Raw genomic sequence first — 23,429 nt, forward strand, 5'->3', positions numbered from 1 at the left:
ACGAGATTGAATAAAAAAGATATAGCAAATATACGGAAACAGTTCAAAGTAAATAATGATTTATTGAAAATTAAGGAAATCTTTAATGTATACATCATGAAAGAATCGAGCGAAATTTATCATCAGCAAAGCACGCCATTTGAAATGTTGGAACAGGAACAGCAAGAGTTGTTTATGACCAACTTTAAGAAAGTACTATCAGGACAGTTAGATGAAAAATTATTTGAATTAAAATTCCAGCGTGATGTGGAGAATAATAGCCAGCTAATTCTTCATCAGGGTTTATTAAGTACAGATACAGATGAGTGGAAAGAGCATATGCTTCACATGGTAGAAAAAATGCTGAAAGAAAAGCAATATGAAATGGATATTGTCGTAACCTTTATTCGTGGAGAATATATGAAACCGATGAAACGAATGAGTGAAGAAGCAGAGGAAAGTGAACGGAATACCGTTTATTCCCATTCCTTTATCTTATGTAGTATGAATAAAACCCAAGAACCAAAAAAGGAATTACTGTTTGACTATGTAGAAAAGGAGTTTAAATACAACTTTATCGTTGATCCAATTATCAATTTGAACGCTCCCATATCAGGATTTCTATTTCCTTCTTTCACAGAAAATGCTGCTGATGTTAACCACGTCCTTTATTCAGCGGGGAAAGCGAATGAACTGAATTATCATTTCATGGAGGAAGTACTAAATGCAGAAGAAATAATGACTGCAGCAGAGGATAAAATTGTATTTGAAGAAATTGTAAAAAAAGTAGCAGGTGATCAAACAATCAATACCTCCACACTATCGAATGTATACGATGAGATTCATCGTGTCGTGGAAGAGAATGAGGAGGAAGATGTACCAAAATTAGACTTCAAAGATGTAGAAAAAGTCTTAAAAAGCAGTGGAATAGAAGACGTCGATACGGAAAAGGTAGAATCTGCTTTTAAAACTGTGATTGATGATGAAACATATGAATTTAAAGCAAGTAATATCGTACCGAAATATACGTCAAAGTCTATTAAAATAGAGACGAAAATAGCGAATATTTCCATTAGCCCGCAAGACTTAAGGTATGTACGACAAGTTCATTTCAGCGGAAAACGTTTTTTAATGATGGAAGTAGAAGAAAATACGGTGATTGAAGGATTTGAGATGATTCCAGAAGCTTTATTTGAAAAAGCACCAGATAATGAAGAGTGATTCGAGGAATTAGGGGGTTCATTGTCCTTATTTAAGTACAAATACTTTTAAAAGCAGTTGACTGTTTTAGCAGTTCTTAGTTAATAATCGTTTGAAGTGCTTGATATTATAAATGCGCCATCAGTCTGTTCTCAATTTTAGTGGGAATAGGCTTTTTATGTTTTCCAAAGAGAGGCACTTCTAATTGGCGTATAGTAAAATTAAGATATATTGTTTCACATAATGAAACCAAATGTCAGATTGTTGTATTTAATTAGAAGGTAACTTAAGATAAGTATAGAGACAATAAGAATTGTAGCTAGACTGCTTATGTTTAAACTGTCTCTGATTTAGGGATTAATAATTGTATAAATACAATTATAAAATAATAATGAGGAGAGATATCATGACAAAACAAACACAACTTGGAAAATCAGGAATATATATTAATCCAATTGGTCTTGGAACAAATGCGGTTGGAGGGCATAATCTCTATCCTAATTTAGATGAAGAAGCTGGTAAAGATCTTGTTCGTACAGCAATTAAAAATGGTGTGAATTTTATAGATACAGCATATCTATATGGTCCGGGAAGATCAGAAGAATTAGTTGGAGAAGCGATTAAAGAAACAGGAAAAAGAGATGACCTTATTGTTGCAACGAAAGGGTCAGTAAAATTTGTTAACGGGGAAATGCAACACGATAATACGCCATCCTTCCTGAAACAAGAAGTCGAAAATAGTTTAAAACGTATGCAAACAGATTATATCGACTTATACTATATTCATTATCCAGATGGTGTTACACCAGGATATGAAGCTGTTGGGGCTTTAAAAGAATTAAAAGATCAAGGGAAAATCAGAGCGATTGGTTTATCCAACTTTTCACTAGATCAGTTAAAAGAAGCGAACAAAGATGGTTATGTTGATGTCTATCAAGGAGAATATAATTTAATCCAGCGTTCGGCTGAAAAAGAATTACTGCCATATACTGCCGAGCAAAACATTTCATTTATTCCATTCTTCCCGCTTGCATCCGGATTGTTAGCCGGTAAATACAATAAAGATATGAAATTTAATGATTTACGTGCCAACATGCCGCATCTACAAGGTGAAGAATTTGAAAAGAATCTAGAAAAAGTAGAGCAACTTCGTGAGATTGCAAATGCAAAACAAGCTGAGGTAGCACATATTGTTCTAGCATGGTATTTAACACGTGATTCGATTGATGCTGTTATACCTGGTGCTAAAAATGCTGACCAAGTGCTTAATAATTTAAAAACGTTAGATGTTCAATTAACAGAGAACGAGATTGCAAAAATAGATAGTATTTTTAAATAAGTATTGTTAGGAAGTAGCAGGAGCGGTGATTATTGGCAATCAGGCGATGGTGAACTTGCTGCAATAATAGGAAAACATTAAATGATTGGAAAAAAACACGTCATCGTTATGGCGTGTTTTTTGCTTGTTTCATGTCTGTAAAGAAACCGAAGCATTTCTTTATATGAAATAACCACCAATTAACAAGTGTAAATATTTATTTCACGTAATTCTTTGGAATATTTATATTTTAAATTTTTAAAATATTTTAATTAAAAGTATTGCATTTGGTATAACAATATTATATTATACATTTTAACACATAAGAAAGCGCATTCATAGAAAGGGTGATTTTTACACTACGTTTGCAGTAAAGAATTACTTCGAAGTTCAGTCAATAGCAATGCAAATATTCATTTATTAATAATTAAGATTCAAACTTAAGGAGGAGTGTCAATGATTAATAAAAAGTGCCTTCTGCTGATTGTATTTCTACTTGTCTTACTGTTTGCGGTTGGATGTAGTAGTTCAGCGGAAAGTGAAGGGGAGGGTGTTTCCCCTGATAAAGCAGAAGCAAGCCCAGAGGAAGAAAGTACAACTGAAACAAGCGATGCCAATAAGGGGGGAAATATACCGGATGGTTTCAGGGTAACAACGATTGGTACAGGTTCACCGCCAATTGAAGGTGGGAAAACATGGCCAGCAACACTTGTTCAGTATCAGGACAAGAATTTCATTGTTGACTGTGGTGGCGGATGTACACATGGATTAGCGAAAACCGGAATACATCCAAGAGAAGTGAGTAATCTACTATTCACCCATCATCACGTTGACCATAACTCTGACTTCATTACCGCTTTAATAGCCGGATGGGCTACCAGTAATCCCCGGACAGAACTGAACTTACTAGGAACAGAAGGAACAAAGAAGAAGTTTTATGATTTTGTAATTGATTTCTATAAAGATGATATAGAGTATCGAATAAAAACCGGTTATACAAAAGCGGACGGTATGACCGAAAATGTAAATGTGCAAGATCTTAGCGGTGGGGAAGAGTTTGAGATAGATGGAGTGAAGATTTCAACTACCCCTGTACCACACTCTATTGAGACCATTGCATATAAGTTTGAAGCTGGAGGGCAAACGGTTGTTTTATCAGGAGATCTGAAATATGATGAAGCGTTTATTGATTTCACTAAAGATGCCGACTTACTGGTGATGGATGGAATGCTTGCTGAAGTGAAGGAAGGGGATTCTTTTTATGAAGAATTCCAAAATATTAAACCCCAACTCTCAAGTGCACATTTAACACTTGAGGAAATTGGTAAAATAGCAGCTAAAGCGGATGTCAAACAAGTTGTCCTAAACCACTTAATGAATGGAGAGATAGACGCGGACTTGACAAGTGAAATCATTAAAGAACAAGGTTATGAGGGAAAAGTCATTGTTTCAGAAACGTTAGGTGAATATGAAGTGGAACAATAATATTATAAAGTTTATTTGAGACTAATTTATAAATGGAACTATATAGGCGTTTAACTAAATTACTTCCGGTCTACAAGGAAGAAAGGGTGAAAGATATTGGAAAAAAGAAAGTTTTGGAGCTATGAAAATACGATTGTAATACTATTCTTTTTCGCTATTGGTTTTGTATTCTTTGATCGACTGGCTATCAACTATCTCATTCCGTTTATTCAGGAAGATTTCATGTTAACAAGTACACAAATTGGTCTATTGAGCGGGGGCTTGGCATTGACATGGTCAGTCTCCGGACCGCTCGGAGGTTATCTATCGGATAAAGTTAGAAATAAGAAATTGCTTTTAGCAGGATTTATTCTTGGCTTCTCCGTTATATCACTTCTACATGGGTTTGCTGCATCCTTTGCTATGCTATTTATTTTACGTTTGGCAATGGGTATTATGGAAGGACCGATCATACCTGTTACACAATCTGTGCTGGCGGTTGAATCGTCTAAAAAACGTCGCGGATTTAATATGGGATTCACCATGAATACTGGGAATGCTATATTCGGAAGCATTCTTGCACCACTTGTTATAGTGGCACTTGCCAGTTCCTTTGACTGGCATACAGCGTTTTATTTAACAATCATACCTGGTATTTTACTTGCTACATTAATTATGGGCTTGATGCGTAATCCGAAAGTGAATGAAGCAGAAGAAGCGCCCCAGGCAAAACTTTCTAATGGAGAGAAGCCAAGTATAAGGCAGGTCCTTAAAAACAGAAATATTTTACTTTCCATTATCACGTTTAGTTTCTTTATGGTATTTCTTATGGCGTTCCAGATATTCACACCAGTTTTTCTTGTAACCGTAAAAGGTTTATCTGCAACAGAGATGAGTTTTGTTATGGCAACATTCGGTATCGGCTATGCCATTTTTGGTGTTGCAGTGCCGGCACTTTCCGATAAATTAGGTCGAAAACCTGTTATGATTATCTTCGGTCTAATGGGTACACTTGCACCATTAACGATTCTAGCTGTAGACTCATTCGGATTAATGCTCATATTAGTATTTCTGGCAGCATCCTGCAGTGGTGTCGGATCACTTTCCATGTCCGTAATCCCTACAGAATCTGTACCTGTTGCATTCTCGGGTATTGCCGTTGGTTTAACCATTGGAATAGGGGAATTCTTCGGTGGCTTTCTTAATCCTATCGCAAGTGGGATAGCTGGAGATATGTGGGGACCCGGAGCGCCACTTTGGATTAGTGCGGCAGGAGCGGTAATGGTATTTATTTTCTCCTTCTTCCTTAAGGAAACAGCTCCTGCAAAAGTACAAGCTAATGACGATTTGGTAAAAGCTGTGTAAAATTGACTCATGGTATAAAAAATAAAAGTATTCACAGTCCTAATAGACTTTCGAATACTTTTATTTTGGCAATAATTCCGGACTTCATTATGCCAAACATCCAAACTTTACCATTTATTTTTAAAAAACTTAACTTTTAACTTATGTAAATTAATTTTTTCAATTATAATCACTTTAAAGACTATAGTAAAGGTTTGAAATATCCCCTAAAAGAGAAATCTGAGAAGTGAAAAAGAACTGATATGAAGGGATCTTGGGAACCCTCTATTCAGAAAATTAGAAAATATGGTTGACTTTGGTATAACATTATAATAATATGTATTTAACAAATTAGTTTTGTATGGAGATAATTCTCTTAAACTTTTAAAGCGCTTAACTTGTTTTTCGTGTTGAGCTACCATTTATTTATGAAAACGTATACAGAAGTTAATCGTGTCTCAATGGAGCACTAAAATAAGTCAGTCAGTTTTCAGGAAGTCATGTCCGTTATCTTCTAATATTGCCTATCCAGATACTGAAGGATAAGCAAATGAAGAACAATAGCAGTTAATCTAAGGAGGTTTTAAAAATGGCAGATCATTTAAAAGATAATGTAGTTCAAACTGTTCTAGGGCCGATTTCGGCTGATGAACTTGGGGTAGTTCTTCCACAAGTACAAATACTTTCTATCATACCCGGAGCCGAATTTGCACCTGAAATTGAAATGGATCAGCAAAAACAATATGATGCATTAAAGGTGGCTCTAATAGAGTACAAACGATTAGGCGGACAAACAATTGTTGATAACGGTGGTATGTTTAAAGGACGTAATGTACAGCTTTACCGGACACTTTCTAAGGAAACTGGCGTACATATCATTGCATCGACTGGTCTTGGACCCGGTACGATGGTTGGTTCCTATTTCACTACACAGCAAACTGAGCCACCTGGACCAATGCCACTTGATAGACTTGCAGAAATGTTTGCGAATGAAATAACGAAAGGAACTGTTATTCCACGTCGTGAACGCACAGGTCCGGCTGGTTTAATTTGTACTGCAGCTAATAAGGATGGAATCACAGAATTTGAAAAACATCTTTACCGCGGATCTGCGCAAGCAGCACTACAAACGGGTGCAGCAGTATCCATTCAGGCAGGAAAAGACCCTGTATACGAACTGGATATATTAGAAAAAGAAGGACTTGATGTAAGCCGTGTGATTGTAGGTGGTCTTGACAGTTTGGATGCAGATGAAAGAGGCGATGCTCTAACAATTGCTCGCCGTGGTGCTATAGTTGCACTGGATCATGCTGGTTGGACACCAAATAGGGGATATGTTAGTAATGACAGACGTGCGCAGTTAGTTTTAGAGTTATTCAAAGAAGGTCTTGGCGATCGTGTAATCATCTCAAGTAATGCTGTTGGCTATGCGGTCGGTCATGAAGCTTCACAGATAGGATTTGATCATGTGCTTACATCCTTTGTACCGATGTTTCGTGAAGCAGGAGCTACGGAAGAACAAGTGAAGCAATTATTGGAGGTAAATCCTCAACGTATCCTTTCTCTTGAAGGGGAAAAAGGTCTATTCAAACCAGAAGTAGAAGGAGTGGATATAACATGGGTAAAATAAACACTGTTCTCGGACCAATTGCAACGGAACAACTTGGAGTTACAGCATTGCATGAGCATATTGGATTCGGACTTCCAGGATGTGACTTGGATACAAAATGGTGGGAAGCTCGTCCAAAAATGCTTGAGGTGACAATCAACAAGCTTCGTCGCTTTCGTGAACTTGGTGGCAGAACCATTGTAGACTGTACCGGAATCGGAACCGGACGTGATATTTCATATTGGCAAGTCGTCTCACGTGTAACTGGTGTAAACATCGTTCCCATGACAGGGTTTGTTTCAGGTGATACAGTGCTTCCATACTTCCGTGATAAGTCGATTGAATACTTAGCAGACCTATTCTATCACGAAATCACTGTCGGAATAGAAGGGACCAACGTCAAAGCAGGTGCCATCAAAGCAGGTGTCAGCCGCGGTGGTTTAAGTGAATTGGATGAAAGGGTTTACCGTGCAGCAGCAAGAGCAGCACGTGCTGCGGGTGTACCCATCCTTACACATTTGTCAATTGATGCTGATCGACAGATGGATTTGATTGAAATGGAAGGGCTATCATTAGACCGAATAGTAATTGGTCATTCAGATGGTAAAGAAGGGCTTGACCCAGAGCGAGATTTCAGAATTGCTGAGAGAGGCGCTTACGTTGGCTATGATACGATCGGTTTTGATACAGAGAAAGGGACACCAGAAGTCCCAGCTCCATTCTGGGCACGGCCAAAGGGAGAACGTCTCGATCAGGTGATGAATCTTTTCAATGCAGGATATGCAAATCGCGCAATCATTTCTTGTGATGCAAACTGTTTTGCACTAGGTTGGGCATCGACGGAACATTCGGTTGCAGAATTACTTGAAAATTTCATTCCTGACCTTAAAGATCGAGGAGTTAGCGACGAAACAGTCAAAATGTTGCTTGTCGATACCCCAGCTTCTTTCCTAACGATGCAAGACCCACAGCCTAACTTAGTGGAAGCGGCTAAAAAAGCAACCGCACAGGTTTAATGAAAGTGTTTAATGAAAGTTCATCTTACTCGCTAGTATCTATAATAAATAAAAGGTTTAGAAGTTTGTGTGTATGATTTAACAATTAATCGAAATTCCTGACTCAGTTCTTGCATAAATAGAGAGGCGAGGTGGGGTTAGTGAAATTCGATCAGAACCACGGAGGTTTTACGAATATGAGTATTGAAGGCAAAGCATATATTGCAGGAGCATTCGAACACCCGAAACGTTTGGTTGAAGATAAATCTGTTGCGGCGATACATGCTGAATGTGCAAAAGGTGCATTAGAGGATGCAGGGCTCACCCTTCAGGATGTCGATGGTTATTTTTGTGCAGGTGATGCACCAGGTGGAGCTTTGTCCATGGTTGATTATCTGGGACTGAATGTAAGACATGTGGATTCAACGGAAACTGGCGGTTCTTCTTACATTGCACATGTTTCACATGCAGCACAGGCTATCACTGCAGGTAAGTGTAACGTTGCTTTGATTACGATGGGTGGACGTCCACGTGCAGAAGGAAAAAGTGGTGTCAAACCAAAAAAGTTCACTCCGAATGTACCAGAAGTACCGTTTGAAATCCCTTATGGACCAACAGCGGTGAATGAATACGCAATGGCCGCTAGTCTTCATATGCATAAATACGGGACGACTAGTGAACAGTTGGCATGGGTGAAGGTTGCCGCCTCCCATCATGCCCAGTATAATCCAAATGCAAGATTAAAAGATTTGGTAACAGTTGAAGATGTGCTCCATTCTCCAATGATTGCCGATCCATTACATCTTATGGACTGCTGTGTTGTCAGTGATGGTGGCGGTGCATTAGTAGTTGTGAACCAAGAAATTGCTAGAGGTCTCAAACGGCCACTTATTAAAGTAATTGGCGCTGGAGAGTCTCCGAAAGGCCCGATGGGTGGCAATATGGATATGACGTATACGGCTGCTGTTCATTCTGGGAAAGCGGCCTTTGAAGAAGCAGGGGTAAATCCTGCCGAGATTAAATACGCCGGAATTTATGATAGTTTTACGATTACGGTCATCATGCAGCTCGAAGACCTTGGTTTCTGTAAGAAAGGTGAGGGTGGAAAATTCGTAGCAGATGGAAATCTGATTGCAGGTATTGGCAACTTGCCAATCAATACAGATGGCGGTGGATTAAATAATAATCATCCGACAAGCAGAGGTGGCATGACAAAACTGATTGAAGCTGTTCGTCAGCTGCGCGAGGAAGCACATCCGGAAGTACAAGTGAAAGATTGTGACATCGCACTGGTTAATGGTATTGGTGGAGGCCTTGGAAGCCGTCATTGTAGTGCAACACTTATTATGGAGAGGGTGTAAATCATGGAGACACCACAACAGGAAAGAAAAATGGCAATCCCTGAAGTTCATCCGGAACATAAAGAGTATTGGGATGCTACCGCAGAAGGAAAGCTACTTGTAAAGCAATGTGAATCCTGTGGTGAATATCACTACTACCCACGCGTGCTTTGTCCATTTTGTATGAGTGATAAGACGAAGTGGAAGGAAGCAAAGGGTACAGGTAATATTTATACGTTCAGCGTGATGCGACGTGCAAAGCCAGCTCCATATGCGATCGCTTACGTTACGCTAGATGAAGGTCCGAAAATGATGACAAATATCGTTGATTTTGACCTGGATAGGATACACATGAATCAAAAAGTAAAAGTGGTATTCAAGCAAAGTGGAGATCAGGATAATCCAGGTCCTTTTATACCATGTTTCACACCTGTTAAAGGATGATAAAGACAGCATGACTAAAGTGTTATAAATAGACTTTAACAAGATAATTAGATTTAAGATTCTGCAAATAGTAAGCTTTTCAAAATAGTAGGTTTCAAGTAATCACATGCTTAAACACATACTTAGAAGGACAAAGAAGAGGAGCGAATTAAAATGATTATCAAAAAAGATGTCAAAATCCCGATGCGTGATGGCGTACATATCGCTGCTGATATCTACCTTCCTGAAGGTGTAGAGAAAGTACCAGCATTACTTGCTCTTAGCCCATATGGTAAAGAACTGCAAGCACAGGCGTTAACATTGCCTCCACAAGCACGTCCAAGTCATCTTTGGAATGGTGCGATTGAAGCAGGTGATATTAATGAAGTAGTATCTCGTGGTTACGCACATATTATCGCAGACACACGTGGTACTGGCGGTTCAGAAGGTCAAATGTGTGGTAACTATAACTCTGGTGGTCATGGAGACGGTAAAGATATCTATGACATCGTAGAATGGTTAGCACAGCAAGATTGGTGTGACGGCAATCTTGGGATGATCGGTATTTCATACTTTGCATCTATTCAACTATTAGGTGCCGCGGAACAACCACCACACTTAAAAGCCATCTTTGCAAATGGTGGTCACTTCGATCTCTATGAACTTTGTTATCACGGTGGCATCATGTGGTTAATGCCACGTGCTTCTCGTGAAGGACGCGGGGGCGATAGTGCTAACGCATTTAATAATGTAGCAAGTAAGAGCTCGAAAGTATTCACAAAAGAAGAGCTTAAACAAAAAACACAGGAACGCTTAAACGATCCAGATATCGCCCATTGGTCAGATTTCGTGCACCTACTGCATTACCAAGATCGTCACGAATTATGGATGGATTACTTATTAAACCCACTTGATGGACCATTTTGGCAAGAAAACAGTGCAATTGAAGTAGCGGGTAATGTAACCATCCCAACTTATTTACAAGCAAAATGGGGTCGCGGTTGGAATGTTGAGGGCACAATCGAAGCTTTTCACAAAGTATCAGGCATTAAAAAACTTGATATCCAAGCACTTCCACCAATGTTAGAACGTCCATTTCATGAAAACCATGATGAAATGTTCCGTTGGTATGATTACTGGTTAAAAGGGATTGACACAGGCATTATGGATGAACCAACCGTACAGTTCTCTGTAGAAGGGTCTTACAAATGGCGTGGTGAGGATCAGTGGCCATTGCCAAATGAAGAAAAGAAAGAGTTCTACTTACGTCCTCGCCATAAAATAAGCGAGAAACCAGAACCATTAACATCTGAATATGCACATCCAGATGGCTTCTACCAAGCACCATTAACAGTATCAACGAAATCAGAATCAATTAAATGGTCGAGTGAAAAATTTTTAGAGCCAGTAGAGATAACAGGTACAGGAGCATTATATATACATGCAAAAATCGATACAGATGATACAAACTTCATTGCGAAGCTTTATGATGTGGATCCTAATGGTAAACGTACATTAATGACATCCGGTTATTTAAAAGCCTCTCACCGTGAACTAAATGAAGAAAAGTCAATCTATGGTGAGCCATGGCATCCACATGATCGTGCGGTACCGGTACCACCTGGTGAAATTATCAAGTATGCGATTCGCTTATATCCTTTCTCATTCTTAATTAAAGCCGGACATCGTATTGAATTAGATCTTGCTTGTAATGAAGACCTTGATGGAGAGGATACCAAATTATTACCACCAGATAGCTATCACTTACCAAGTGGACGTGCGACAACACATAAAATCTATAGGGACAAAGATCATCATTCACGTTTAGTATTACCAGTCATCCCGAAAGAGTTTAGCGTTGTTGGAAACCCAAGTGCAAACTGAGGCAGAAGGAAACATTAAATAATTCATATTGCTTAATCAGGCTATATCTCCTGCAAAAAAAAACAATTTGTAGTGCCTCCTTCGTTTTAAAATAAGTAGGCACTGTGGAATAAATTAACTATAGGAGTGAACGACATGAAGGATTCCGTACGTGTTATTCCAATCGAATGTAAATTTGGCCCAACATCTGCATACGCCTACTATATCGACGCTGCAGAGCCTGCACTTATTGATACTGGTATTGCGTCATCCGCTTCAAACGAAATTGAGGCAGTTCTTGCTGCGAATGGCATACGTATGGAAGATATTCGCTGGATTCTTCTGACTCATGGGCATGTTGACCATCTTGGTGGCGCCCGAGCAATATGGGAGAAAACAGGAGGGCTTGCTGAAGTTGTAATTCCTCGGAAGGAAGCATATTTACTTCGTGATCGCAGTGCACAAATAACAGACTATAAGCAACTTCAAGGGCAATACTTGGATGCGGAAATACAAGGAAAGCATAAAGCAATCCTGTTAAACGACATCGGAGCAGATTTGGAGCCAACCCTAGAAGTTTTTGAAGGCGATCATATATCGCTTGGTGGTGATGTGTCTATTACCGTAGTGGAAACACCAGGACACTCGGTTGGATCGGTGACATTTGTCCTTGATGACCTAAACTGGGCTTTTGCAGCTGATGCTGTGCAAATGTTTGGTGGTGTAAAGAGTGGAATTCCTACGATTGAAGACCCTATGCTTTACCGCAGGAGCGTGCAGCATCTTCTTGAGGAAGTGCGTCCGAAGCGCCTATACTTAGGGCATCATTTCCAGGACTCAAACGGAGTGATTATCCATCCAGTAGTGGAGGAGGAGCAGGTTTCCACTGTTCTTAAAGCAAGTCTCGAGATGGATGTGAAGCTCGCTGACGTTGTCGGGCGGCATCTATCTGGAGGTGGAAAGTCAAATGAAGGGGAAGGGTTATATGGACCGTTTGAATCAATCGCATCCGAGATTGGCTATACAGGTGATCCACGTAACTTGCCTTGTGCCTTCTTTGTGACAATGCACGGTTATCAAAAAGAACTTATGGCTGCACAGAATAAATGAAAGGAGGAAAATATAAATGATCAATAAGAAATTTGAAAGTACAGCACAAGCTGTTGCAGACATGAAAGATGGGGCGACACTGCTCGTTGGAGGATTTGGGGGAAGCGGACTACCGTCACATCTTGTTGCAGCCCTCACAGAGCAAGGAGCAAAGGACTTAACAGTTGTTTCAAATAATATTGGTGCAGTGAGCGATGGCGTAGCAGCACTTATTAGTAACAATCAAGTGCGAAGGATTATATGCTCTTTCCCTGTTGGCCCACACGCTGAGGATTTGATTGAGCGTCTCCAGAGTGGCACAATCGAGTTAGAAATCGCCCCTCAAGGAACATTAGCGGAGCGTATCCGTGCGGGTGGTGCGGGCATCCCAGCCTTTTACACACCAACAGCAGTAAACACGGAACTTGGTGAAGGCAAGGAAATGCGTGAATTCAATGGACGGTCGCATCTTTTAGAGCATGCAATCACAGGTGATTATGCTTTTATCAAGGCACACCGGGCAGACCGTTGGGGTAATCTTGTTTACCGAAAGACGCAACGTAACTTTAACCCGGTGATGGCGACTGCAGCACAAATTACAATCGCTGAGGTAAGTGAAATTGTAGAAGTAGGAGAGATTGAACCAGAAGTAATTGTAACGCCTAGTATTTATGTGGATCGTTTAATACAAGTGGAAGCGCAACATGAAGGGAGGGTATTAGTAAATGAGTAAAGACCAAAAAGAAGTAATGGGATGGAAAATGCCGGAGTTAGCTTCACGATTAGCACTAGACCTGGAAGATGGATGGTTTGTTAATCTTGGAATTGGTTTACCGACACTTGTTGCCGATTACATTCCGGAAGGCCGGGAAATCATTTTGCACAGTGAGAATGGACTTCTCGGATTAGGTCCAAAACCTGAAGCCGGTGAAGAGGATCCAGATCTTGTGAATGCTGGAAAGGAACCAATCACATTAAAACCAGGGGGCTCCTACTTCTCGCAATCAGAATCATTTGCATTGATCCGTGGTGGTCACCTTGATGCAGCAGTACTTGGGGCATTCCAGGTCTCGATGCATGGTGATCTTGCCAGTTGGAAGCTCCCAAATGCTACGCTTGGACGTGTAGGAGGTGCCATGGACCTTACTGTTGGCAGTAAACGGGTTTTCCTTTTTATGCAGCATTGCACTAATAAGGGAGAGGCGAAAATCGTTGAAGAATGTTCGTTTCCACTTACAGCAACTAGATGTGTAGACCGTATCTATACAAATCTTGCGGTAATTGATGTGACAGAAGGCGGTCTTGTTGTCAAAGAGCTAGCTCCTGGGGTAAAATTTGAAGAAGTACAAGAACGTACTGCAGCACCGCTTCAGAGAAGTGAAGCATTATTAGTCAAGTAATCATAGATTCATAGGAGGTGGATGAAGATGAATAAACAAATACTGAATATTGACCGCAGTTCTTCGGTCCCCCTCTATAAGCAAATTAAAGAGATTCTGATCGAAGAAATCCGTGCAAGCGATAGCGATCCTCTCCGTCCGATCAGTACGGAGGAAGAGCTTGTTCAAAGATTCCATGTGAGTCGAGCGCCTGTTCGCCAGGCATTGAAAGAGCTTACAAATGAGGGTTATGTTTATAGGGAGCGTGCAAAAGGAACTTTCCCAATGCGACAACTTCCAGTAAGACCCCCCGGACTAGAGCTCGGTGGGCTTGTCGGCTATCTTCGTGAACAAGGAATGGAATCAAAGTCGTTTGTCTTAGACATTGGTCGTATGGAACCGCCTAACGACATTTCTTCTATTCTTGGCCTTGAGCCAAACGACAAGGTCCTTAAGGTCTCTCGGTTAATTCTTGTTCAGGAAAAGCCACTCGTGTGGACGCAGACTTATTTATGTGTTCCAGAGGACTTTCAACCGAACGCAGAGCAGCTTGAGGAGGCAGAGAGTGTTTTCATGCTTCTTGAGCGTGAGCAGGGGATCTCCTTGTCCCGTGGTGAGCAACAAATGTGGGCAACCGCCGCGAGCATAGAAGAGGCGAAGAAATTGAGTATCAATGATGGAGAACCTGTTCTCATTGGGGAGACCAAACTGTACACACATAATGATCGCCTTATTGGCTGGAGACGGGCTGTCCATAGAGCTGACGACTATAAGTACACCTTTACAGTAAATCGATGAGGAAGAAGAATGGATTTCATTCGGATTAAATTGATGTGACACTGGCTTATTTGTCGGCATGTCTAAACAAAAAGGAATCATTTTTGGATGCCGTATCGTAGACAAACTCTTTAAAACTGTAAGAAGTCGGGGGTTTGTCTATGGTCCAGAGTTCTAAAGTGAAGATTTTACTATCCAAATACCGATCATTTGACAGCGGTTTCAAATATAACTATAAATTTTAAAGAATGAACTGCCGAGTAATAATGGATTTTTATAAGTTAATCCCATTTCAATTATAATAGTTGTAAATTTCCGAATATTGGCATTTATAAAATAACTTTCGATAACCATATGAGAATATTTAGCAAAAAAACCTAGGAGGGAAAAATCATGAGTTTAAAGGGAAAAAAGAATTCAGAATTAAGAGTTGCTATTATTGGTGGAGGTTTTGGCGGTGCAGCAGCTGCAGTTGCTTTGCATAGTGCAGGAATTAAGGCTGATTTATATGAGCAAGCACCAGTTGTCGGAGAGGTTGGTGCTGGAATTGGGATGCGGCCACCAACTGTTAAGTGTTTCAGGGATTGGGGCATTTATGATGCAATTGTAAGTAAGAGTACAGTAAGCCATTATATGCAAATTCTTAAAGGTAACGGAGAAGTAAAAATCAATGAGCAGTGGCCACTTTTAACGGATAATATAGATGAAAGATGGTCGCGATTAATTCATCGAGCAGACTTCATCGAAACATTTATGGATCATATTCCACTTAAGAATGTTCATTTAGGATATAAATGCGAAACAGTTATTGAACATGATGATTATGTAGAAGTTCATTTTGAAAATGGTGAAAAAGTGGAAGTAGATTTAGTTGTTGGGGCAGACGGAATCCGTTCCAATATCCGTAAGCAATTTATCAATGACTGTGAGCCTGTTCCCGCTAAAGCACACGCTTATCGGGCAGTTGTAGATAACCTGCACACATATGATTTTGCTAATGATAACATATTTAGAGTGTATGTCGAAGGGGATGTGATGGTATATCTATTACCATTAGAGCACAGAAATCAACTTTCTTTTGACGTGACGGTAAAATCTGAGGACATATCTTGGAGACCAGAAGTAACGAACGAAGGAATCTTAAACCTATTAAAAAACTTTGATCCTAATATTCAAAAGATAGCAGAAACGTTAACGATTGAAGACTATACTTGTCGCTCACTTTTTGATATTGAACCACTTGATAACTGGAGCACTAATCGTATTACACTGCTTGGAGACTCTGCACATGCAATGCTTCATCATCAAGGTTCAGGTGCAAATATGGCTATTCAAGATGCGCATGCCCTGGCTGAAGCGTTACGTGATTCGGATACCATTCCAGAAGCATTACAACAATTTCAGTCAGTCAGAAAACCAATAACAGATGTCTATCAAAAATTATCACGTCAGGAGCCAACACAACAATCTGACACGGCATTTCCAGAAAAGGAAACTTTTGAAAAGGCGAATTAGTAATATAATCATCCTTTTAAACTATAAAGCTTTATTTTTTCACAAAAAAGATATGCTTTGCGAAAAGAATGAAATAATAGCAAAATAGAAACAAAGATAAGAAAATATGATTTACTTATACAAATTGTAAGGTATGATACTTTACAATTTGTATAAGTGACAACGAAGCAAAATAAAACAGGGAGGCTTTCACAAATGTCATTACATCCAGAAATAAAGAAACTTTTTGATACTTTTCCTGCGTCAGATCCAAATGAGGAAATAAAAGTCATTCCAGAAGAAGCGAGAAAAAGTATGAATGCGCCTTCTATACCACTTGAAAAGCGTGTCCAGGTTCATTCGATTGAGGACAAAAAAGTTCCGACTTCTGAAGCAGATATACCTGTACGAATTTATACACCAGAGGAAAAGTCGTCTTATCCAATTCTAATGTATTTTCACGGGGGAGCGTTTTTCTCGGGTAATCTAGAAAGTCATGACGAAATTGCTCGTCCGCTTGCTAGTGTTTCTGGCTATAAAGTGATTGCTGTTGATATGCGTCTTGCCCCAGAACACCCCTATCCTGCTGCATTGGTAGATTGCTACAATGTGACAAAATGGGTAACAGAGCATAAGGGAGAATTAAACTGGGATGGCGAGAATCTTGCTATTTCTGGTGATAGTTCGGGCGGTAATTTAGCTGCAGCAGTATCCTTGATGGCTCGTGAGAAAAGGGAATTTACAATTACAAAACAAGTATTATTTTATCCTTCCTTAGACCTTGATTTTAGCGATATATCACGCTATCCATCTTTAACTGAAAACAGAAAGGGCTATGGATTGGAAACAGATGCATTACCTGAATTTAACTCTTTCTACTTATCTGGTGGTGCAGATCCGAATGATCCACTCGTTTCACCGATTAAAGAGGAAAATTTAGAGAACCTTCCAGCAGCACTTGTTATCACAGCAGAACATGATCCACTTCGAGATGAGGGGGAACGCTTTGCTGAGAACTTAAGAAAGTCTGGCGTACATGTTGAGACAAAAAGATATGATGGTGTCGTGCATGGCTTCTTAGGGAAATGGACACATCTTGATGAGTTTAAAGATGTTTATCAGCGGACAGGTGAATTTTTAAATAAATAAATCTAGTAAAAAGAGTCTGTCTTTCACTGCTTATAGCATCAAGTAATGAGGGACAGGCTCTTTAAACTTGAGTTGAGGGTTTTGGTAATGCTAATTTTTCACTTCTTTAGCTAATCTCCCTTGAAGGAAATCATATTATTGTATGAAAGCGTCAGCGTATCAGTGATGGGGGACTTTAGATAATTATATGTTCTCACTTTAAGTGCAAACATAATTCATTAAAGTTCAAAACAATCTAGTTGAAGCGTGGGAAAGGTCTCATACTTCTTCACATCTCACCAAAAGCCCAACAATAATTCCAAACAGTGCATGGCCTGCTGTCCAGTAGATCCAGGCAGCCAAATCATTATAAGCAGGTGGTGTCTCTGTTAAGGAACTTAGGAAAAATAAAATACCTCCTCCAACCGTATAGGTTACCATATAAGGCAGCACTTTTCGTTCAAGTGCGAATGGTTTTAGTAAATAGAACAAAATTACTACGCTGACAATGCAAGTGATGAAATGAAAAAGAAGCCCTGCCCCAGTGATGTCATTCCACTTTTTCAAAAACGGAATATAATCCATGTTGTATAGTAAAATGGATGCCGGATTTCCTGTCAACCGCTGAGTAATTTCCAACGATGCTGCAAGTGCAACTCCAGCGATGATACCAGTCAGGATTAGTTTGTAGAAACTCTTCATTTTCACACCAGCTTTCTAGCATATATTTACCCTCCCGTTTTTAAAAGTAAACTGTTTTTAGAGGTGGCGGTTGGAAAATATCGTCCAAAGCATTTGAGTTTAGAGACATTGGAAAAAAGTTCCTGATCCCCATCGCTTTATAACATGAAAGCAATGGAAAGAGAGGCGCTTCAGTCTCGTACTCGGTCGATATACCCGCTGTCCAGTTGAATTATTCTTCCTTGTTCAGCAATGCAAAATCCCTATGACTGCTCATCGTGTATTCTAAATAAAATTCAAATACCATTAATACCCTCGTAAGCCTGCATTATTTTTCGAAGCTATTAATCGAATAGACTTAATAGTATGGCCCTTCCATAAGTTTATTTATTTGTACTAGGGGTAAATAGGTTAAATACCTAGAATTCAATACATTTAAATTGAGCTTGATTTCTAGTTAAGTTTGAATACATAAACAACTTATTAGGAGGAACATCAAGATTATGCAAAAGTTTTTACTGACCTTAGCTTTGTTGACTTTGTGGGTTGTCTATCCTACAAATGCAATTGAAGCCAAGACAGAAACATATACTATTTCACCGAACAGTAAAACATATAATGGGAATCTAATGAATGGGCCAACCTATAATAATGATACAAAACATTATTATTTACTTCGTTCCTATCTGGAACAACTTGAAGAAACAAATGGTGGTACACTCGTATTAGAAAAGGGAACGTATACAGTGTCAAATGTATTATTCGTACCTTCCAACGTAACGATTAAACTTGAAGATGGTGCAAAAATTGTAAATGGAAACGAAACAGGTACATCTAAGTTCGATGCTGATAAATCAATTTTCCAACTCATCCGCCCTTCGCTTGGGAAAGAAGAAGGTGTCTATGGCAAATACGATGGAGAAAAGAATATCTCCATCATGGGGTCTGGGACAGCGACGATTGATTTGAATTTCGAAAAGGATGGTATAGGGATTATTGCTGGTCATAATCAAAATATCAGGATTGAAAATATTAATTTCTTAAACATGTATTCCGGTCATTTCATTGAGATTGATGCAACAAAGGATGCTGTAATTTCTAATAATAAATTTATGCACTCAATACCTTCATCAACTGAAATCAAAGAAGCAATCAATATTGATACGCCTGATAAGTTAACGAATGGATGGAGCTCCAAGTGGAGTAAGTTCGATAAAACACCTAATACTAATATGACAATTGAAAACAATATTTTCTACGAGTTGGACCGCGCAATCGGTACACATAAGTATTCCGGCGGGAAATATCATGACCAAATCATTATCAAGAATAATAAAATAGAGAAAATGCGTCAGGATGCCATTCGCGTGTTGAACTGGAGTAACGCTACGATAGAAAACAATACCTTTAAAGATGTAGACCCTGGGGAAAATAACGCTAACAGGGGAATCTTTGCAAGTGGTGCCATCAATCCTACCTTCCAAAACAATCTGTTTGATAATATACCGCGGGCAATGCAATTTACAGCTTGGAAAAACGGTGACTCTGGTTCTGAATATGATGTAACATATAATGAGTTAAGTGAGGATAATAAAGAAGCTCTTTCTACGAATACTGTTATTAATTATGTAGAGGATTTTATCCGTATTAATCCTATATATCAAAAATACGATAAAGAACATACTGAATTTATCCCCGTGAAAACAGCGCAAACCCCTGTTTTACCGAAAGAGGACTTTGGCAATCCGGAGATGTTGGATTTTATGAAACAAAATACCGCTAATAAATGTCCTGAGAATACATACAGCCTTTATGAAAATCAAATTCATACGAAGATCCTACTGTTATTTTTCCCGAATCATTGGAACAGGAATCACCTGGAAATGTGCCCGAACATTTAAGGTTTTTAGCGATGTAGTTAAAAAAATTCTATGAAATCTATATTGTAAGCTACCTATAAAATATAGTAGAAAGAAAGCAGGTGATGAAGATGGTTAGTATTGTAGTGGTCGGAAGTGCCTCGATGGATTTAGTTGTTACAGCGAATAGTAGGCCAAAGGCTGGAGAAACACTTATAGGTGAATCGTTTCAGACCGTTCCTGGAGGAAAAGGGGCCAATCAAGCAGTAGCAGCTGCAAGACTTGGTGCGGATGTATCCATGATTGGACGGGTTGGCGAGGATACTTTTGGTGAAGAAATCATCGATAATTTAAAAGGAAATGGTGTCTCAGTAGATTACGTGGAAACTGTTCCGCAAACTGCATCGGGTACTGCACATATTACGCTTGCTGAAGGAGATAACAGTATTATTGTTGTAAAAGGTGCAAATGATGAGGTATCACCAAGCTATTTGGAAAAAGCTGTTTCAATTCTTAAGAAAGCCGATATGATTATGGTTCAGCAAGAAATTCCTGAGGAAACGATTGAATATATTGCAGGCTTTTGCAAGCAGTTTAATAAAAGATGGTTACTAAACCCTGCACCAGCACGGAGAATAAGTAATGAGGTGATTGAATCTGCTACGTTTCTTACACCAAATGAGCATGAGTTTGCTATTATGTTTGGGGAAGAGGACCGTTCAAAAGTGCTCGTTCGTTTTCCCAATAAATTATTGATTACAGAAGGAAAAAATGGGGTTCGGTATTTCAATGGGATAAACGAAGAAATTGTGCCCGCCTACACTGTTGAGCCAGTTGATACAACGGGTGCAGGTGATACATTTAATGCAGCTTTTGCAGTTGCGGTTGCAGAAGGAAAGCAAATAGCTGAAGCACTGCGCTTTGCAAATCGTGCAGCATCTATCTCTATTACGAAGTTTGGTGCACAAGGTGGGATGCCAACAAGAGAAGAAGTGGAAGGAAGTATATAGAAATGAAAAAACATCACTTAAATTATATTTAAAAAAAGCTTAAAAATGGCTCTATGCCTCTTAAGAATACATAAATTTATATGGGAAAAAGCCAAAATAGAAAATGAAGTTATAATACTTATCGAAATTGTACAAAATATCCATTCGTGGTATAATAAATGCAGAAAATCATAGAGTATTAAAAACCGTCCCATGCTGGTAACATGGAACGGCTACAATAGACCAACCCAACAAAAAGGGTGGGCACAATAGGAATAATCCCTCAGTACCTGGTCAAAGTCACATGAGGGATTATTTTTTGTTTTCGGACATGATAAACGCAATCAACATGCCGAATGAAATCATCAGCGTTAATACATCGTTCACATCCATAGGCTACACCTCCTCCCATAGTAAATCTTGGAAGGTAAATTGGTGCACCCAATCCCTCATGCGAAGCCAGTCTATTGTAATTTCATCATATCATATTCGAGTATTTGCTCCTATGGTTATTTAGAATAACTTTATAAGAATCCAAACAAAAAACATCACTAATTAGTAAGTGATGCTTCGAATTAAGTATGGTGTTCAAATTACTTTTGAATGTACTCAGCAAATTTAATAAATGTGTTTTCATCTTCAACAAGCCCGCAAGCCCCACATTGCACTTTATATTCTGGACCATTATATGCCATATGGAAAACTTCAACCTTTTCATTTGTATAGTCTTTTATTAAATCCCCGGTTTGTGCATCTAATTTTACTGACTTTGGAATTTGTTCAATTATATTAAATCTTGAACCATTTGTTTTGCAGTTCGGACAACGGTATGGATGACTCATTACAAACACCTCCCATCAATAGCATTCCTGAATTGCTCTAAATTATTACCTTTTTCCTGGTCTTAGGAGGTTATTGTAATGATTTGCTGGGAATCAGAAATATATTGAAAACAATGGGGGAAAATGACGCACATGTAGGTGGACATAAAGTAAATAAGGGAAAACCTAAGCCGGGATATATCGTTAGTTCAGAGGTTGGATTATATAATATAATGTAAATGAAACTTAGTTAGGAGACTTACACTTTAATTTTTAAGGAGGTAGGATATTACAACTTTTATATCATGTACCTAAGCTATTTCTTCTCCAATTTTTTTCTTATGCAATCTCTTTCCTCATATGAAATGTCCATTTCCCAACATCTACCATTAGTTTCCTCCTTCTTAACTAAATGTTAATTTATCAAAGGAAGCTTGTTTTGTTTCCATCCAAAATAAAAGATGATATCCTTGTTACGATATTAAGAGGAAAGCATATGAACGGAGGAAAATGATGAAGCCAAAGTACGCAACCCTATTTGAAGCCTATACATTACCGAATGGAATGGAAATGAAAAATAGAATGATAATGGCACCGATGACAAATTACTCATCAAATCAGGATGGATCGGTAACCGAGGATGAAATAAATTATTACACCCGTCGCTCCAAAGGCGTTGGTGCTGTTATTACAGCAGTTGCAAATATCACACCTGGTGGAAAAGGTTTCCCAGGTCAAATTGGTTGTGACCGTGACGAATTAATCCCCAGCTTATCTAAACTTGCTAAGAGCATAAAGGGTCAGGGTGCAAAAGCCATATTACAAATTTTCCATGCGGGAAGAATGAGTTTACCAGACGAAGTTCCAAATAGAGATGTTACAGCACCAAGTAATATTCCTGCCGAACGCGAGGGAACTCTTGGAGAAGTACCAAGAGAATTGACGGTAGAAGAGATCGAGGGAATTATCGATGCATTCGGACAGGCAACACGTAGAGCAATTGAAGCGGGATTCGATGGGGTTGAAATACATGGTGCAAATGGATACTTGATCCAACAGTTCTTTTCTCCTCATGCCAATAGAAGAGAGGATCAATATGGCGGTAATTTAGAAAAACGAATGACATTTCCGCTAGCGGTTATTGATAAAGTACAACATACAGTGAAAGAATACGCCAAGGCTCCTTTTATTGTCGGCTACCGCTTTTCTCCAGAGGAACCTGAAACCCCTGGAATAACAATGGGAGATACGCTCCATTTGGTTGATGTACTAGCAGATAAGGGACTTGATTATCTTCATGTGTCACTGCTGGACTTTTGGTCGAAAGCAAGAAGAGAAGCAGATACATCCAAAACCCGTGTTGAATTACTGCTCGAGACAATCAATAAGCGAATACCACTGGTTGGTGTTGGTTCGCTTTATAAAGCAGATGATGCTGCTGAAGCAAAGAAGACTGGAATCGAATTTCTTGGACTTGGAAGAGAACTTCTTATCGATCCAGAATGGGTACAGAAGATTGCAAAGGGGAATGAAGCAGAAATTAACACGACCCTTGATTTGAATGGCAAGGAAAAATTAGATTTTCCAGATTCATTCTGGAAGGTCATTACATCCATACCAGGATGGGTTCCTGGGGTGAAATAACTCTAATATGCAGTCTTTCCTTTTTAGGGAAGT

The 23,429-nt window shown here is 39.2% G+C and carries 21 protein-coding genes; 18 read left to right on the top strand and 3 right to left on the bottom strand.

Features of this window, described 5'->3' with window-relative positions:
* The first annotated feature begins 6 nt into the window (after positions 1–6).
* The 15 genes from BV906_RS15920 to BV906_RS15990 all read left to right on the top strand — a co-directional run bounded on the left by BV906_RS15920 (position 7) and on the right by BV906_RS15990 (position 17,423).
* Entirely contained in the window at positions 7–1,200 is a 1,194-nt protein-coding gene (locus tag BV906_RS15920; RefSeq protein ID WP_087974615.1) for a DUF4317 domain-containing protein, read from the top strand.
* A gap of 385 nt (positions 1,201–1,585) precedes the next feature.
* Positions 1,586–2,518 carry an aldo/keto reductase gene (locus BV906_RS15925; RefSeq protein WP_087974616.1) on the top strand — a complete coding sequence of 311 codons (933 nt, stop codon included), beginning with the start codon at positions 1,586–1,588 and terminating at the stop codon, positions 2,516–2,518.
* A 435-nt stretch (positions 2,519–2,953) separates the two neighbouring features.
* Entirely contained in the window at positions 2,954–3,982 is a 1,029-nt protein-coding gene (locus BV906_RS15930) for an MBL fold metallo-hydrolase (protein WP_087974617.1), read from the top strand.
* A 96-nt stretch (positions 3,983–4,078) separates the two neighbouring features.
* Positions 4,079–5,326 carry an MFS transporter gene (locus tag BV906_RS15935; RefSeq protein WP_087974618.1) on the top strand — a complete coding sequence of 416 codons (1,248 nt, stop codon included), beginning with the start codon at positions 4,079–4,081 and terminating at the stop codon, positions 5,324–5,326.
* A 568-nt stretch (positions 5,327–5,894) separates the two neighbouring features.
* Positions 5,895–6,935: a phosphotriesterase family protein gene (locus BV906_RS15940; protein WP_087974619.1), complete on the top strand. Its 1,041-nt coding sequence runs from the start codon at positions 5,895–5,897 to the stop codon at positions 6,933–6,935.
* Complete coding sequence (locus BV906_RS15945; protein ID WP_087974620.1) at positions 6,923–7,930, top strand: phosphotriesterase family protein; 1,008 nt, start codon at positions 6,923–6,925, stop codon at positions 7,928–7,930. Before BV906_RS15940 ends, BV906_RS15945 begins: the two co-directional genes overlap by 13 nt.
* A gap of 140 nt (positions 7,931–8,070) precedes the next feature.
* Positions 8,071–9,270, top strand: a complete 1,200-nt coding sequence (locus BV906_RS15950) for a thiolase domain-containing protein (RefSeq protein WP_245844223.1) — start codon at positions 8,071–8,073, stop codon at positions 9,268–9,270.
* A gap of 3 nt (positions 9,271–9,273) precedes the next feature.
* A complete protein-coding gene (locus BV906_RS15955) occupies positions 9,274–9,693 on the top strand; it encodes a Zn-ribbon domain-containing OB-fold protein (protein WP_087974621.1) in 420 nt (139 codons plus the stop codon).
* A gap of 153 nt (positions 9,694–9,846) precedes the next feature.
* Positions 9,847–11,556 carry a CocE/NonD family hydrolase gene (locus BV906_RS15960; RefSeq protein ID WP_087974622.1) on the top strand — a complete coding sequence of 570 codons (1,710 nt, stop codon included), beginning with the start codon at positions 9,847–9,849 and terminating at the stop codon, positions 11,554–11,556.
* A gap of 135 nt (positions 11,557–11,691) precedes the next feature.
* On the top strand, positions 11,692–12,645 hold the full coding sequence (locus BV906_RS15965; RefSeq protein ID WP_087974623.1) for an MBL fold metallo-hydrolase: 954 nt from the start codon (positions 11,692–11,694) through the stop codon (positions 12,643–12,645).
* Between the two features lie 16 nt (positions 12,646–12,661).
* Positions 12,662–13,357: a 3-oxoacid CoA-transferase subunit A gene (locus tag BV906_RS15970; protein ID WP_087974624.1), complete on the top strand. Its 696-nt coding sequence runs from the start codon at positions 12,662–12,664 to the stop codon at positions 13,355–13,357.
* The gene (locus BV906_RS15975) at positions 13,350–14,024 is read left to right on the top strand and encodes a 3-oxoacid CoA-transferase subunit B (RefSeq protein WP_087974625.1); all 675 of its coding nucleotides are present in this window, start codon (positions 13,350–13,352) and stop codon (positions 14,022–14,024) included. Before BV906_RS15970 ends, BV906_RS15975 begins: the two co-directional genes overlap by 8 nt.
* A 27-nt stretch (positions 14,025–14,051) precedes the next feature.
* On the top strand, positions 14,052–14,801 hold the full coding sequence (locus BV906_RS15980; protein ID WP_176330378.1) for a GntR family transcriptional regulator: 750 nt from the start codon (positions 14,052–14,054) through the stop codon (positions 14,799–14,801).
* Positions 14,802–15,173: 372 nt separating this feature from the next.
* Positions 15,174–16,295 carry an FAD-dependent oxidoreductase gene (locus BV906_RS15985; RefSeq protein ID WP_087974627.1) on the top strand — a complete coding sequence of 374 codons (1,122 nt, stop codon included), beginning with the start codon at positions 15,174–15,176 and terminating at the stop codon, positions 16,293–16,295.
* Positions 16,296–16,490: 195 nt separating this feature from the next.
* Entirely contained in the window at positions 16,491–17,423 is a 933-nt protein-coding gene (locus BV906_RS15990; RefSeq protein ID WP_087974628.1) for an alpha/beta hydrolase, read from the top strand.
* Positions 17,424–17,681: 258 nt separating this feature from the next.
* Here BV906_RS15990 and BV906_RS15995 read toward each other — a convergent pair whose 3' ends face one another.
* Entirely contained in the window at positions 17,682–18,104 is a 423-nt protein-coding gene (locus tag BV906_RS15995) for a hypothetical protein (RefSeq protein WP_087974629.1), read from the bottom strand.
* Positions 18,105–18,586: 482 nt separating this feature from the next.
* Between BV906_RS15995 and BV906_RS16000 the strand changes: the two genes are divergently transcribed.
* Positions 18,587–19,984 (top strand): right-handed parallel beta-helix repeat-containing protein, encoded by a 1,398-nt coding sequence (locus tag BV906_RS16000; protein WP_087974630.1) that lies wholly within the window; start codon positions 18,587–18,589, stop codon positions 19,982–19,984.
* 89 nt (positions 19,985–20,073) lie between these two features.
* Complete coding sequence (gene rbsK, locus BV906_RS16005) at positions 20,074–20,952, top strand: ribokinase (protein WP_087974631.1); 879 nt, start codon at positions 20,074–20,076, stop codon at positions 20,950–20,952.
* Between the two features lie 291 nt (positions 20,953–21,243).
* On the opposite strand, the gene BV906_RS20295 is transcribed toward rbsK, so the two are convergent.
* Positions 21,244–21,324, bottom strand: coding sequence for a putative holin-like toxin (locus BV906_RS20295; RefSeq protein ID WP_425435204.1), 81 nt, complete (start codon positions 21,322–21,324; stop codon positions 21,244–21,246).
* A gap of 200 nt (positions 21,325–21,524) precedes the next feature.
* Positions 21,525–21,773, bottom strand: a complete 249-nt coding sequence (locus tag BV906_RS16010) for a DNA alkylation repair protein (protein ID WP_087974632.1) — start codon at positions 21,771–21,773, stop codon at positions 21,525–21,527.
* A gap of 489 nt (positions 21,774–22,262) precedes the next feature.
* Between BV906_RS16010 and BV906_RS16015 the strand changes: the two genes are divergently transcribed.
* Complete coding sequence (locus tag BV906_RS16015; protein ID WP_176330379.1) at positions 22,263–23,396, top strand: NADH-dependent flavin oxidoreductase; 1,134 nt, start codon at positions 22,263–22,265, stop codon at positions 23,394–23,396.
* Positions 23,397–23,429: the final 33 nt, after the last annotated feature.

It is taken from the genome of Oceanobacillus rekensis (assembly GCF_002153375.1).
GTDB lineage: Bacteria > Bacillota > Bacilli > Bacillales > Amphibacillaceae > Oceanobacillus > Oceanobacillus rekensis.